General features: G+C 77.0%; 10 protein-coding genes. 3 read left to right on the top strand and 7 right to left on the bottom strand.

What is annotated here, in order from left to right:
- Nucleotides 1-159: 159 nt before the first annotated feature.
- The 3 genes from ACI798_RS13095 to ACI798_RS13085 all read right to left on the bottom strand — a co-directional run bounded on the left by ACI798_RS13095 (nt 160) and on the right by ACI798_RS13085 (nt 3002).
- Complete coding sequence (locus tag ACI798_RS13095) at nt 160-1239, bottom strand: cellulase family glycosylhydrolase (protein ID WP_457048103.1); 1080 nt, start codon at nt 1237-1239, stop codon at nt 160-162.
- A gap of 64 nt (nt 1240-1303) precedes the next feature.
- Nucleotides 1304-2458 (bottom strand): glycosyltransferase, encoded by a 1155-nt coding sequence (locus ACI798_RS13090; protein WP_457048102.1) that lies wholly within the window; start codon nt 2456-2458, stop codon nt 1304-1306.
- A gap of 280 nt (nt 2459-2738) precedes the next feature.
- The gene (locus tag ACI798_RS13085) at nt 2739-3002 is read right to left on the bottom strand and encodes a hypothetical protein (RefSeq protein WP_457048101.1); all 264 of its coding nucleotides are present in this window, start codon (nt 3000-3002) and stop codon (nt 2739-2741) included.
- Nucleotides 3003-3218: 216 nt separating this feature from the next.
- Here ACI798_RS13085 and ACI798_RS13080 point away from each other — a divergent pair, with 216 nt between their 5' ends.
- A complete protein-coding gene (locus ACI798_RS13080; RefSeq protein WP_456943472.1) occupies nt 3219-4253 on the top strand; it encodes a glycosyltransferase in 1035 nt (344 codons plus the stop codon).
- Here the strand turns inward: ACI798_RS13080 and ACI798_RS13075 are convergent.
- Nucleotides 4243-4962 carry a methyltransferase domain-containing protein gene (locus ACI798_RS13075; protein WP_457048161.1) on the bottom strand — a complete coding sequence of 240 codons (720 nt, stop codon included), beginning with the start codon at nt 4960-4962 and terminating at the stop codon, nt 4243-4245. The two genes, ACI798_RS13080 and ACI798_RS13075, sit on opposite strands and share 11 nt — an antisense overlap.
- 599 nt (nt 4963-5561) lie before the next feature.
- On the opposite strand from ACI798_RS13075, the gene ACI798_RS13070 reads away from it, so the two are divergent.
- Nucleotides 5562-6104 carry a hypothetical protein gene (locus ACI798_RS13070; protein WP_457048100.1) on the top strand — a complete coding sequence of 181 codons (543 nt, stop codon included), beginning with the start codon at nt 5562-5564 and terminating at the stop codon, nt 6102-6104.
- A gap of 51 nt (nt 6105-6155) precedes the next feature.
- Here the strand turns inward: ACI798_RS13070 and ACI798_RS13065 are convergent, their stop codons facing one another.
- Both ACI798_RS13065 and ACI798_RS13060 read right to left on the bottom strand, forming a co-directional pair.
- Nucleotides 6156-7115: a GNAT family N-acetyltransferase gene (locus tag ACI798_RS13065; RefSeq protein ID WP_457048099.1), complete on the bottom strand. Its 960-nt coding sequence runs from the start codon at nt 7113-7115 to the stop codon at nt 6156-6158.
- 224 nt (nt 7116-7339) lie between these two features.
- Nucleotides 7340-8329, bottom strand: coding sequence for a TerD family protein (locus ACI798_RS13060; protein ID WP_457048098.1), 990 nt, complete (start codon nt 8327-8329; stop codon nt 7340-7342).
- A gap of 97 nt (nt 8330-8426) precedes the next feature.
- Between ACI798_RS13060 and ACI798_RS13055 the strand changes: the two genes are divergently transcribed.
- Nucleotides 8427-10127 (top strand): Hsp70 family protein, encoded by a 1701-nt coding sequence (locus tag ACI798_RS13055; protein ID WP_457048097.1) that lies wholly within the window; start codon nt 8427-8429, stop codon nt 10125-10127.
- Between the two features lie 1848 nt (nt 10128-11975).
- Here ACI798_RS13055 and ACI798_RS13050 read toward each other — a convergent pair.
- Nucleotides 11976-14030 (bottom strand): prolyl oligopeptidase family serine peptidase, encoded by a 2055-nt coding sequence (locus ACI798_RS13050; RefSeq protein ID WP_457048096.1) that lies wholly within the window; start codon nt 14028-14030, stop codon nt 11976-11978.
- Nucleotides 14031-14159 lie beyond the last annotated feature (129 nt).

Raw genomic sequence — 14159 nt, 5'->3', positions numbered from 1 at the left:
ACTTCCTCTGGGCACGCTCACGACGCCGTCCCGCTGCCACCGCCGGCCCCGAATCCGGACGTCAGGAGCACACCCTCCCCACGCTCCGTGCCCGGCGCAACGTGGGGTGGCCCCAAGGGAGGAGTGCGAACGGGTCCGGAACCGCCACGCGGTCGCGCGTCACGGCCCCGCGTCCCCGGCCCGTCCCGTCGCCGCCCCTCGGAGGTCGGCGAGGTGGTCGTTGGCGGCGCGGAGGGCCGCCAGTGCCGGTTTGGGTGTCCCGTCCAGGCGGGTCAGCCCGAAGTTGTTCTCGTAGGCGTTCCAGTCATCCCGGTCCCGGACGGTGAACACGAACGCGTGGGTCACGTACCGGTACTGCTGCTGCACCAGGTCGATCGCCCGCGCCAGGTAGTCGGCCTGGGTCGCCTCGTCCACCCCGGCGAACCACCCCTCCCCGCCGCCGGTGCTCCACCCGAACTCGGTGAACCACACCGGCACCTCCGCGTCCCCGGCTCCGACCATCACCTGCCGCACCCGCTCCACGTTGGCGATCCGGTACGGGTGCTCGGCCGGCGGCGCCTCCGGCGGCTCGGCCGCCGGCCCCTGGTAGGGATGCAGGCCCAGCGCGTCGAACCACCCCCCGCCCCCGGCCGCGTACAGGCCCGCCACCCACGCGGCGTTCACCCCGCTGGTCCCGCCCGAGACCACCACCGCCGCCGGATCCCCCGCCTTGATCCCGCGGTAGCCGGCCTGCAGCACCGGCACGTACACCTCCGGAGCGGTCGCTCCGCACCCGGTCCCGGCCGAGCAGTCCGGCTCGTTCCAGATCTCCCACGCCGCGATCCGCCCCGCGTACCGCCCGGCCAGCCACGCCGCCACCCGCCCGAACTCCCCCACCCGCCCGGCCGGCGGCAACACCGTCAACGAGTCGCTGCCACTGAGCCACCCCGGCGTGCAGCCCAGCGTGGCCAGCACCTGCAACCCCCGCGCCGCCGCCGCGGCCACCGTGGCGTCCAACCGCTGCAGGTACCACTCCGACACCACCCCCGGCCCGGCCTCCTCCAGCGAGCACCAGCCCACCCCCACCCGCACCCAGCCCGACCCGGACTCCACCACCCGGTCCAGCACCAGCTCGTTCACCGGCCAGTCCCGCCACAACGAGAACACCTCCACCCCCGTCTCCAACACCCGGCCGAGTTGCGCGGGCTCGTCCGCGCGGGCGAGCGGGGCGGTGGACGAGACGAGCACGGCGGCGACCACGGCGACCGTGACGAGGGCCCGGCGAGCGAGTCGTCGCAGCGGAGGGAGCTCCGGTGGCGCCGGGTCAGCCGGCGGGGTCATGGCTGCTGGTCGACGACGCGCCCCCCCGAGCGCGAGCGCCGAGCACGTCGCGGTAGACGGCGAGGACCGAGTCGGTGCTGCGACGGACGTCGTGGTGCTGCACCACGTGGCGACGGGCGAGCTCGCCCTCGCGGTCTGCCGACTCCCGGTCCCCCAGGCGGGCGACCAGGGCCGCTGCGAGGGCGGCTGCGTCCTCCGGCGGGACGATCGCCGAGGCGGCCTCGTCGGGGACCGCCTCCCGAGCTCCGGCGACGTCGGTGACGACCACGCTCCGGCCACACGCCGCCGCCTCCAGGGGCACCAGCGCCATCCCCTCCCACCGCGAGGGGAGGACCACCACGTCCGCTGCCGTGTACCAGTCCCGGGGCTCGGCCCGTCCGGCGAACCGGACCCCGTCCGGCGCCCGTGCTGCCAGTTCCTCCCGATCCGGACCATCACCGACGAGCACCAGGGTGGCGCCCGGAACGGCGTCCTGGACACCCGGCCAGGACTCGATCAGCACGTCCTGGCCCTTCTGGCGGCTCAGCCGGCCGACGCAGACGGCGAGGGGGCCGGGCCCGATGCCGAGCCGAGCCCGCGCCACGGCGCGCTCCCGGGGCGTGAAGTGCTCCGTGTCGACCCCGTTGGGGACCACGACGGTCCTGCCCTCCAGGCGGAGGCCGGCGCGGAGTCCGTCCTCGCACTCGGCGAGGCTCACGCAGACCACACGGTCGGTCCACCCGAGCGCCCACCGCTCCCACTGCAGCGAGGCCGAGCGGACCGGCCCCTGGACAGCCAGGAAGGACCAGGCGTGCGGCTGGTAGACGGTGGGGATCCTGCCCCGGAGAGCCAGCCGCCCGGCCAGCCCGGCCTTGGCGCTGTGGAGGTGCACGAGGTCGGGAGCCACCTCGCGGGCCAGCCGACCGAGCCGCACGGTCTCCGACGGGACGGTCGGCCCGGGAGCGCGGGACGCCACCCAGGTGCGGACCTCGGCTCCCGCTGCCGCCGCACGCACCGGCAGATCGCCTTCCGGGGGGCAGGCGACGGTGACCTCCCACCCCTGTGCCACCTGGTGCACCACCAGGTCGACGACGCAGCGCGCGACGCCCTCGGTGGTCGGCTGTGACACGTGCAGCACACGCGGGACCCCGTCAGCCATGTCCCCTCCCCCCTGGACCTGCGAGTCCGCCTCGTGGCCACGCCCCTGCGGCCGTCCGGACCCCGAGGACGGGCCGGGACGGACGACTCCCATCCTCGGGCCTCCGGACCACTGCCGCGCGCCTGGGCTGCACGGACCTGGGGCCAGCCTCCCGGCGTGCGCAGGAGCGCGGGGATCGGGAAAGCTCCGGTGGGTGAGATCCGTCCCCTCGTCCCCGGCCGGCGCGGTGCCCGGGCACTCGCGGCCGGGCGCGCCGCTGCGGGTGCTCGTCATCCCGGCCTCACCCTCGGCACCCGGTGACGCCGGGGAGCCGGAGGACGACCGGGTCCTCCGCCTCGTCGCCGCCACCGATCGGCTCCGCCCCACCGTGCACCGGCTCGGAGACGGGCCGCGACGGGTGCTGGCCGGCACGGGCCGGCTCGTCGCGGTCCTGCGCTCCCTCGATCCGGACGTGGTGCTGGCCCACGGTGCGACGGCAGCCGCCGTCGCCGTCGTCGCGGGGACGCTCACGGGTCATCGCGTCGTCGTCCTCGACGACGGCCACGTCCCGCCCGGACGCGTGACGCGTCGGGCCGCCGCCGTGCTCCTGTCCTCACCAGGGGCGGGCGACGGTGACGACGCGGGCCGGCTGGACCTGCCACCGTCCGCCCTCGGAGACGACGGCCCCCCGTCGCGCGAGGTCGCCCACCGCCTGGCGGGAGTGCTGGCGGAGGCCGTCGGACGACCCGGGGCGGGCATCGACCCGGCGACCGCTCCGCCCGTGAGCGTCGTGGTCCCGGTCTACCGCGAGGGAGCGCTCGTCGACGACCTCGTCCAGACGCTCCTGCCCCAGCTGCGGCAGGACGACGAGCTGGTCGTCGTCGACGACGGCAGTCCTGACGACACCGGCGAGCGGGCGGAGCGCGCAGCGACGCGCGACCCCCGCGTCCGCGTGGTGCGCCTGCAGCGGAACGCCGGCGCGGGTGCGGCCCGCAACGCCGGCGTGGCGGTGTCCCGGCACGCCCACGTCGCGTTCACCGACGCCGGCTGTCACTGGGGCGAGGGCTGGCTCGACGGGATGCGGACACCGTTCGCCGAGACGCCCCCACCGGACCTCGTCGCAGGGGCCTACCGGGTGAGTCGGCGCTCGGTGTTCGAGACGGCGTCCGCCGTGGGGTGCTACCCGGACGTCGCGGAGGTCCGCCGAGCCGGTCCGGTGACCACCGCCTGGTCGGTGTTGTTCGGGCGCCGCTTCGACCCGACGCGCCCCGCCGGACGGTCCCTCGCCGTGACGCGGTCCGCACTCGAGGCCGTCGGTGGTTGGCCCGAGCACATCCGAGTGCACGAGGACCTCGACCTGAGCCGGTCGATCGCCGAGCGCGGGCTGCGGTGCGTGCTCACCACCGACGCCGACCTGGTCTGGGACCAGGCAGGGGTGCGCGGCACCGCGCGGATGTACGTCCGCTACGGACGGGGTGATGCCGAGGCGACCGACCGTCAGGCCCTCGCGCGGGACCTCGGCCGGGCCCTGGCCTACCTCGTCGGACTCGTGGGGCTCGGCATCGGCGGCCCCCGGTTGCGCGCCGTGCTCGCCGCGGGTGGCGTCGCCTACGTGTGGGTTCCCCTCGCCCGCGCCCGGCACGAGGAACGGCCGCTGGCCACCGCCGCCCTCACACCGGTGGTCATCGTGGCGAAGGACCTCGCCAAGGTGTGGGGCGCGGTGCAGGTCCTGGCGAGCAGGGCTGCCCGACGTGGGCAGGGACCGGGCCGTACGGCGCCCGACCCGGCGGACGACGGACGGCGGCCTACGCCGTGACCTCCGGTCCGGGGAGCCGGTAGACCGCCCAGTCGGGACCCCGCTCGTGCACCTCCAGCGAGGGGTACTCGTCGAAGACGTCGGCGTGGACCGGGTTGAAGTAGACGACGACCACGTCTCCCCGCCCGTGGCGCGCCACCACCTGGTCGAGGACGCGGCGCAGCGTCTCGGCGCCGAAGGGGTTGGCCATGAAGACAACGAGCGGACCGTCGGGCAGCGGGTAGGTGGCTGCGTCCGCGTGCACCACGGTCATGGCGAGGCCGGGATCCCGGCGACTCCACCTGCGCGCGTTCCGTTCAGCGGTCCTCACGAGCGCGGGGTCGAGCTCCACCCCGACGATCCGCCGGAAACCCATCCGCGCCGCCAGGACCAGCGGCCTCCCGCGACCGGTCCCCAGGTCGACGAAGGTCGCGTCAGGGTGGACCGGCGGGAGCGCCGACATGGCACGACGCCACCAGTCCGCGTGCACCGGCTCGTACGCGTGGGGGTCCCGCCCGAACGTCTGGGGTGCCAGAGATGCCTCGTTGTCGGCGAGTCCACGGGTGCGGACGCCCAGCCGCAGGTCGAGCGCGAGATCGGAGAGGTACATCCGCCCTCTCCGCACGCCGGCGCCCACGGTCCTGCACGACTCGTGGACGACTCCCGTCAGCCCCCTCCCCCGGAGCCTCCGTCCGATCACGAGGCGGACCCTCCTCAAGCCGGCGGTCATCCCGTTCACCCGTGTCACGTTCCCCTCGTGTCCGGGGCGTCGCCCCACCCCCGTGCCCGTGTCGGTGACCGGGCGTCCCCCGCGCCGACCGGGTCGTACGGCGACATCGAACCTCACGCTTCCGGGTCACCGCCTCGGCGGTCCGACGTGAGCATCCCCAGGTCATGCCGCAGGATCGGGCCGTGGGCTCTCGAGAACCGCGTGGTCGTGACGGCACCGGGGCACACGCGAGCCCGCAGGACGGGGACGTCCCCCGGGGCCGGCTCTCCGGGATCCCCGGGGCGGACGACCCAGCGGGCCGGTGGCGCCGACTGCGGGTCCGGCTGGGGACGTGCACCTCGGAGTCGGCGCTCGCCCGGTACTACTCGGACTTCCGTCGCTCCGGGCGATCACTGGCGTCCTTCGTCGTACGGCACCCGCTGGCGAGCCTCCTGGCCCTCGTCGCGACGGCTCGGCTCCCCTCAGCGAGGGCCCGGTTCTCGACCGGTCCCGGGGGCACGGCCCTGTACGAGGCGTTGTCACGCCCCGTCTTCGTCGGCGCGACGCTCGGGGCCACCGGGGTGTCCGTCCTGCGGGTCCCGGCGGATCCGGGAGGGTACGTGCACGGGCGCGCCAAGCAGACCCTCCGTCGGCGGCTCCGTGCAGCGCAGCGCCGCGGCATCACCTGTCGACCCGTCGACGACCCCGCCGAGCGGCGCGCACTGGTCCTGCTGGCCGACGAGACCGAGAGGTCCCATCCCGATCCGCGCTACCGCATCGACGTCCCCGAGAACGAGGACCTCCTGCAGCACGACCTCTGGCTGGCGGCCTACTCCCCCCAGGGGCATCCGCTGCTGCTCTCGGTGACACCGGTCGACGGCGAGTGGGCTCTGCTCCGCTACTTCCGCACCCTCGGCCACGGTCCCGAGCACAGCGACAGCCGGTACCTGATGTGCGTGGTCCTGGTCGAGGCACTGGCCCGACGCGGTGTCCGGTACCTCGTCGACACCTGGCACCCGGGCGGGATCCCCGAGGGTCTGCGCCAGTTCCAGCGCTCCGTGGGGTACCGCCTGATGCGCGTGAGGTCCCGACGACCGCGCCGGACGAACGACCCCGACGAACCCGCCGCGCCGTGCCAGGAGTCGCGCCGGGCCCTCGCCTGACACCTCCGGTGAGGACGGCCGCCACCGCGCCTGCACGGCGACGGCCGACGCTCAGCCCCTCCCGGCCGGCCCTCGACGCGCAGCGGCCAACCGGTCGCGACCCTGTTTGGCGACCCGGTAGGCCCGGCGGACCTGCCGCCAGACCGGCGCGTGCGTCCGGGTGGCCACGAGATAGGGCGTCGGCTCGGCGCCGAAGGCACGCTTGAACTGACTGACGCCCTCGTCGACCGCCCCGACCTCGTCGAGGTGCTGGTAGCCGTGCTCGAGTGCCCAGAGGATCTCGTGGACGTAGAGGGCCGTGCCCGGGTTGTCGGCTCGGCGCGACCGGAAGCCACCGCCCGCCCAGGAGTAGAGGGTCTGCCCGTGCCCGAAGGCGAGGGACAGCCCGCCCGGCTCCTCGCCGACCCACGCGGAGAGCATGCAGACCCCCTCCCGGTCCCCGTACCGCTCCCACACCGCTTCTCCGATGTCGGAGGGGTACGGCGAGGGCAGACCTCGTGCGCCGTACGCCTCCTCGAGGAAGACGGGGAGCCATCGGCACACCTCCGTCTTGCCGCTCGGCCGGACGACGACCCCGCGCCGCTCTGCGCTGCGGAGGGTGCGCCGCACCGAACGCCGGGTGCTGCGCCAGAACTCCTCCACCGACCCGTGGGACAGGTCGACCACCCAGGTGAGGTCCTCGTGCACGTCCCACCGGGCCCGGGGTGCCGCCTGAGCCGGGTGGGTCAGCCCCGGGGCGAACTCCGCACGCGAGGACACCACCCGGTGCTCCCGGGCCCATGCGTCCAGCGCGAGGAGTGTCCCGCTCAGGTGCTCCGGTGGGACGACCGGCCCCACGTAGGGGAACGGGACCCGCGCCTCCATGAGCAGGCGGCGCCGGGACAGCAGCAGCGGAGCCACGCCCACCGGACGGGCGTCCACGTGGACGACCAGCGGCTCGAGACGCCAGCCGTGCACCCGGGTCTGCAGCTCCAGCCAGTCCCAGGTGTGGAAGGCGGTCGAGCCGGCCACGTCTCGGAGCAGCCCGTCCCACCGGCCCCCGTCCCGGCAGTGTTCGAGCGTGATCCGCGGAGGTTCACGGCCTGGCGACGTACCTGCACGCCCCTTCCGCCCGTCGACCGCCATGGCGCCAGCGAATCAGATCGGGGGTGTCGCAGCCACGGGGCGGCGTGATCGCCGCCCCCGAGGGCCGGGACCCCGGTGCCGTGAACGCGTCGACGGCACCGGGGTCCGGTTCACTTGCGGCCGGGCGTCCAGTCCATGCCCCAGCCGTAGGTGCGGTCGAGCACGTCCTGGCCGCCGTGCACGTAGCGCACCTCGCGGTTGACGACGAGCTCCCCGCCCCGGTTCTCCAGCATCGCGATCGCGCAGATGCGGGCGCGCGGGTCGTGCTCGTCCAGGCGCACCTCGATCTGCGGCCCGTTGGCCGGGAACATCGTGACGACGGCGTCGGCCTGGCCCCAGTTCGGCACGCCCTCGTAGATGAGCGCGAACACGAGGATCCGGCGGATCAGCTGCGTGTGCTGCAGGTTCACCATCAGGTTCTCGCCGCCGCTGTTGGCACCCGAGCGGTCGTCGCCGTCGAGCCACACGATCGACTCGCCGTTGCCCAGCGTGTGCTGCCCGCGGAAGGCGTTGCCGAGCGCCTGGATGACGCCCTTGGAGCCGTCGGCGTACTCGTAGAGGCAGCCGAGGTCCAGGTCGATCGCGCCGCCGCCCGCGGCCGCGGCCAGCCGCTTGAGGAAGCCGCCACCGCCGCCTCCACCACCACCACCGGGCCGGGCGTTCCAGTTCAGGTTCACCCGCAGGACGCCGGTGGTGCCGGCGGTCTTCGTCAGCGAGACCGACGGCGCCGACTTGGTCAGCGAGACCTTGTCCATGTTGACGCCGCCCTGCTGCGGCGGGGCCGGCGGCTGCTGCCCGTACCCCTGCTGGCCGTACGGGTCCTGCTGCGGCGGCTGGCCGTAGGGGGGCTGCCCCTGCGGCGGGTACGGGGGCTGCCCCTGGTACGGCGGCTGCCCGTAGGGCTGCCCCGGCGGCGGGTAGGGCGGCTGCCCGGGCGGCGGGTACTGGCCGGGCGCTGGGTACGGGGGCTGCCCCTGGTACGGCGGCTGCCCGTACGGCTGACCCGGCGGCGGGGGCTGGTGCGGCGGCGGCTGCGGCGGTGCCGGAGGCGTCTCCGGCTGCGGCGGCGGGGACTTCGGGCGCTTCGTGTAGTCGACCAAGGGAGGCCTCCCCGCAGGTCGCCCACCCGGGCCGACCTGCGCTCTGAGCGGCGGACACGTCCCCCCGACCCTATGGGGCGCCGCTACCCTCCGGCCCATGCCGCGCGGTGCCCCCTCCCCTGCCGTGTACGGGATCGACCTGGGCACCACGTACAGCTGCCTGGCGCAGGTCGACGGGTCCGGCACCGCGCAGGTCGTCCCGCTCCTCGACGGCGCCCCGACGCTGCCCAGCGTGGTGCTGTTCGTCGGCCCCGACGACTACGTCACCGGCGAGCGTGCCCGCGTGCTGGCCCGCGCACAGCCCGACGACGTCTGCACGCTGGTCAAGCGGCGCATGGGCGACAGCACGTGGCGCTTCGTCAGCCACGGCCGGTCCTGGTCGGCGCCCGCGGTGAGCAGCCTGGTGCTCAAGGCACTGGTCAGCGAGACGGGCTTCTCCACGCAGAGCCCGGTGCAGGACGTCGTCATCACCGTGCCCGCCTACTTCGGCGACGAGGAGCGGCGGGCCACCCGGCTGGCCGGCGAGTACGCGGGCCTGACCGTCCTCGACGTCATCAACGAGCCGACGGCGGCCGCGCTGGCCTACGGCTTCGCCCGCCTCGACGGCGGCGGCCCGGCCGGGCACCTCGAGGAGGTCGCGCTCGTCTACGACCTCGGCGGCGGCACCGTCGACGTCGCGGTCGTGGAGCTGGCCGACCGGCGGCTGGCCGTCGTCGCCACCGACGGCGACCACGAGCTCGGCGGCGCCGACTGGGACGAGAAGCTCGCCGTCCACCTGTCGCACGCCTTCCTCGCCGCCCACCCCGACGCCGAGGACCCGCTCGACGACGGCGCCGGCGGCCAGGCGCTGGTGCTCGCCGCCGAACGGGCCAAGCGCGAGCTCAGCGTCCGCGAGTCCGTCGTCGTGCCGGTCGAGCACGACGGCCGCCGGGTGGACGTGCCGGTGACCCGCGCGGAGTTCGAGCGGCTCACCGCGGGGCTGCTCGACCGCACGGTGGAGCTGACCCGCGCCGCGGTCGCGGCGGCCCGCGCCCGCGGCGTCGACCGCATCGACCGGGTGCTGCTGGTCGGCGGCTCGACCCGCATGCCCGCCGTCGCGCGGCGGCTCACCGCCGAGCTCGGCGTGCCGGCCGAGGTGCACGACCCCGACCTCGCCGTCGCCAAGGGCGCCGCCGTCCACGGCCGCAAGAAGCAGCTGGAGCGGCTGCTCACCGCCGACCTGGTCACCCGCGGCGCGCTCGGCCCGGGCACGCCGCTGGAGTACGCCGCCGAGGCCGACGTCGACGCCGCCTGCGCCCGCCTCGGCGACGCCGTGGGCCTGACCGCGGCGCAGGTGCGGCGCACCGTGGAGATCCAGGTCCTCAACACCGTCTCCCGCGGCTTCGGCGTCCTGGCGCTGGACCGGTTCGGCGAGCCGTCGGCGGTCTTCCTCGTGCACCGCGACGACCGGCTGCCGGTGGCCGTGCGCCGCTCGTTCGGCACCGTCCACGACGACCAGCGGGTGGTCACCATCCGCGTGGTCGAGCAGGGCGGCGGCGCCGAGTCCGCCCGGCCCGAGGACGCCAAGCTGCTCGCCGAGGCCTCCATCGAGGACATCCCGCCCGGCCACCCCGCCGGCACCGAGATCCAGGTCGTGCTGCGGATGGGCTTCGACGGCATCCTCGAGCTCACCGCGCTGCACGAGGGGCTGGCCGACCGCCCGCTGACCGTGCGCGTGGAGACCGGCGCGGCGCTGAGCCAGGCCGACGTCGCCCGCGAGCGCGCGCAGGTCGGCCGGGTCCGCCGCCGGCAGGACTGACCCGGTGACGCTGCCGCCGTTCGACGGCACCGGCTACCGCAAGCGGGTCCTCGCCGCCATCGAGCGCCGCGGCGGCCCTGACACGACCGACCCCTTCGAGGTCTACGACCTCCCGCTGGAGGCCGCGGGGTCGCTGACAGACGACGAGGTCGCCCGCCGGGTCGACGAGGTCTGGGCGTTCTGGCAGAAGCAGCGCGACCACCCCAAGTACCGCGGGCTGGTGACCGCGCTGCTGCAGTCGCACGACGCCCTCGCCGCGCAGCTGCGCACCCCCGGCGGGCGGCAGTGGCTGGCCGGGCAGACCCGCGCCGAGCGGGACCGGCGGGAGGCCGCCCGGTTCGCGGAGCTCGACGCCGCGCTGGAGCGGCTGGCCGAGCGCTTCGGCGGCGTGCCGGCGGACAAGGTCGACGGGCTGCGCGGCCTGGCCGCCGCCGCGGGCATCGACGACGCCGCGTTCGCCGAGCGCCTGCGCCGGCACCGGCAGCTCGGCGCCGCCCCGGTCGCCGACGACGCCGTCCTGCGGCAGGTCCGCGACGGGCTCGAGGAGCTCGGCCGCATCGAGGGCGCCCCGGTGGCGGGCCTGCACGCCTTCCTCGAGCTGCCCCCGACGGCGGACCGCGACACGGTGCGCCGCCGCCGCGACGCGCTGCTCGTCCTCAACCGGCAGCGCCGCCCCGACCGGCGGAGGGCGCTCGTCGACGACCTGCTGGCCGCCGTGGGCGCGCTCCTGGTCGACGGCGACCCGGGCCGCTACCTCGACGCGCTGGCCGCCGACGTCCGCGAGGCGCTGCGCCCGCGGGTGGCCGCCGCGGTGCTCGTCGAGGACCGGCTGACCCCTGCCGACGCCCACCTGCTGGTGCAGGAGGCGATGGCCGCCGGCCTCGACCCGCGGCGCGCCGCCGCCGTGGTCACCGAGCTGGCCGCCGCGGCCGGCACCGCCGTCGAGCTCGCCCCGCCGCCGCCCGGGCCCGGCCGGGGCGACTGGCGGGCGGAGGTGTCCGCGGCGCGGGCGGCGCTGCGGGCCGGGCGGCCGCGTGCCGCGCGCCGGCACGCCGACGCGGCGACGGCCGCGGCGGACGGGATGCACCCGCCGATCCGGGCCGTCCGCGACGAGGTCACCGAGGCCGAGGCCCGCGCCGTCGCCGCCTGGCGCGGCGTGGGTCCCGCCGTCGCCGCCCGGCGGCACGCGGCCGCGGCCGCCGCGCTCGAGCAGCTGGTCGCCACGGCCGCCGACGTCCCCGGCCCGGGCGGGGAGGACGCCGCCGAGCTGCTCCGGCGGTCGCGGGAGGCCCTCGCGCGGGCCGACGCGGTCCTCGCCCCGCCCCGGACCGGCCGGGACCGGGAGGTGGCGCTGCTGGCCGCCCTCGACGCGGTCGCCGACCACCCCGCCGCCCGGGCCGAGCTCGCGGCGCTGGGCGTCGCGCCGGCCACCGACGTCGTCGTCACCCCCGCCCCGGGAGGCGCCCGCGAGGTGCGCTGGACGGCGTCGGCCTCCGCCGGCCCGGTCGAGTACCGGGTGCTGCGGGTGCGCCCGGACGGCACCCGTCAGGTGGTGGGCTCGACCTCGGTCACCGCCCTGGAGGACGGCGGGTACGGCGAGGTCGCCGGCTACGTCGTCGTCGCCTCGCGGCTGGGCGTCGCGGCCCCCGAGGCGCACGGCGGGGACGCCCGGCCGCGGCCCCCCGCCGTCTCCCTGCCGCCGGTCACCGGCGTCGTGCTGCGGGGCGGCCGGCTGCGCTGGGACTGGCCGCCGGGCTGCACCGAGGTGGTCGTCGTGCTGCGGCCGGACGCGCCGCCGGTCGGCCCCGACGACCCGGCCGGCACCCGCCGCAAGGTCACCAACTCGCGCTACGAGATCGACGGCGGGCTGCCGGTCCCGGTGGCCCCCGGCCACGTCGCGGTGTTCCCGGCGACCCGGGTGGACGGCCGGCTGGTGGTGTCCGCCGAGGGCGCGCGGCTGCGGCCCGCCTGAGCGGCGACCGGCAGCCAGCGGTCCCACCAGGCGAGCAGGTGCTCGAAGCGGGCCAGCCGGTGCCGGGGGCGGCCGGAGCGGGACAGCTCGTGGCCCTCGCCGGGGAACAGCAGCAGCGCGCTGGGCACACCCTGCCGCTGCAGCGCGACGAACAGCCGCCGGCCCTGCTCGACCGGGCAGCGCTCGTCCTGCTCGGAGTGGACGACGAGGGTCGGCGTGCGGATGGACGACGCCTGCGCCAGCGGGCTCACCGCGTCGGCGCCCAGGTACGCATCGGCGTACCACCAGCCGATGTCGCTGGAGCCGGCGAACGACGCCGGGTCGGTCACCGCCCGCTCCACGACGGCCGCGGCGAACCGGTCGGTGCGGGTGAGCAGCAGCGCGGTGAGGAAGCCGCCGTAGGAGCCGCCGTGGACCCCGACCCGCTCCGCGTCCAGCGCCGGGTCGGCCAGCGCGGCGTCGAGGAAGGCCAGCACGTCGGCGGCGTCCCGGTCGCCCCACGCCCGGACGACGGCGCGGGCGTGCTCCTCCCCGTAGCCGGAGGAGCCGCGCGGGTTGCACTGGACCACCGCGTACCCCGCCGACGCGTACACCTGCGCCTCGTCCAGCAGCGACCAGCCGTACTGGGTGAACGGCCCGCCGTGCACCAGCAGCAGCACCGGGTGCGGGCCCGGGCCCTCCGGCACGGTGACCCAGCCGTGCACCGGCGCGCCGTCGGGGGCCGTGGCGGTGCGCTCGGTGCTGCGGTGCAGCCGGCCGGTGGCGCCGAGCGCGGCGCCGAAGCCGGTGAGCAGCCGGCGCCGTCCGGGCGTGATCGCCACCAGCTCCCCCGCCGACCGGTCGTGCGCGACGGCGGCGACGACCACCCCGCCCCCGGCCGCGACCCCGCGCACGGTGAACGGCCCCTCGACCAGCGTCTCGGGGGCGCTGCCGTCGAGGGGCACCCGCAGCAGCGCCACCGCGCCGCGCCGCTCGACGCCGACCAGCGCCGCGCCGCCGTGCAGCACCGTCGCCGGCGTCTCGTCGCCGCGGTGGGTGTCGCGCGGGTCGAGCACGGGCTCCAGCGGGCCGCCGGCGGCCGGCACCCGGCACAGCGTCAGCCCGCGCCCGGCGACGTCGAGCCCGTCGGGGCCGAGGTCGGGGCGGGCGGTCACGTAGATCCAGGTCCCGGCCGGGTCGAACGCCGGCAGCCGGCACTCGCCGCGGCCGCGGGTGACCCGGCGCGGCTCCCCGCCGGTCCCCGGGACCAGCCACACGTCGCGGACGCAGTCGCGGTCGGCGCGGGCGTGCCGGGCGGAGACGAACGCCAGCGTGCGCCCGTCGGGTGACCAGGCGACGTCGGTGTCCTCGCCGCGGCCGTCGGTGAGCTGCCGCGCCTCGGGCGGGTCACCGGTGTCGTCGAGCGGGTCCTCGGGCAGGTCGAGGACGAACACGCAGCTGGGGCGGTCGGCGGTGTACCCGACGTCGTCGACCCGGTGCCGCAGCCGGGTGACCAGCCGCGGGGGCTCGGCCTCCGGCGGCACGTCCTCGGCGGTGCCGTAGCGGCCCTCCTCGGGCACACGGGCCACCCAGGCCAGCCGGCGGGAGTCCGGCGACCACGCGGGGGCCCCGGCGCCCAGCGGCGCGTCGGTGAGCCGGCGCGGCGCGCCGCCCGCGGTGGGCAGCAGGTGCAGCTGCGGGTGCCCGCCGGGCGCGGCCGACAGGTAGGCCAGCCAGCGGCCGTCCGGGGAGAACGCCGGGGCGGAGTCGCGGGCGCCGGAGGTCAGCGGGCGGGCCGGCGCCGAGCCGTCGGTGGGGACGGCCCACAGCTGGGCGCGGTAGGCGTCGTCGTCGAGGTCGGGCCGGCTGACCGCGACCACGGCCATGCGCCCGTCCGGCGAGACCGCCGGCGTCCCCGGCGTCCGCAGCAGGGCGAGGTCGGCGGGCCGCATGGCCCACCGAGCGTAGTGCAGTCGTCACCCCCGGGGGGGGGGGGGGGGGGGGGGGCGGGCGGGGGGGGGGGGGGGGGGGGGGGGGGGGGGGGGGGGGGGGGGGGGGGGGGGGGGGGGGGGGGGGGGGGG

Source organism: Geodermatophilus sp. SYSU D01045 (assembly GCF_054050295.1).
The sequence above is the reverse complement of the archived record's forward strand: the minus strand, read 5'-3'. Positions and strand labels throughout refer to the sequence as shown.

Bases quoted from the DNA above. Each gene is read 5' to 3' on its own strand.
- ACI798_RS13050 (WP_457048096.1), bottom strand. From the start codon at position 14,030: ATGCGGCCCGCCGACCTCGCCCTGCTGCGGACGCCGGGGACGCCGGCG.
- ACI798_RS13090 (WP_457048102.1), bottom strand. From the start codon at position 2,458: ATGGCTGACGGGGTCCCGCGTGTGCTGCACGTGTCACAGCCGACCACC.
- ACI798_RS13055 (WP_457048097.1), top strand. From the start codon at position 8,427: ATGCCGCGCGGTGCCCCCTCCCCTGCCGTGTACGGGATCGACCTGGGC.
- ACI798_RS13075 (WP_457048161.1), bottom strand. From the start codon at position 4,962: ATGACCGCCGGCTTGAGGAGGGTCCGCCTCGTGATCGGACGGAGGCTC.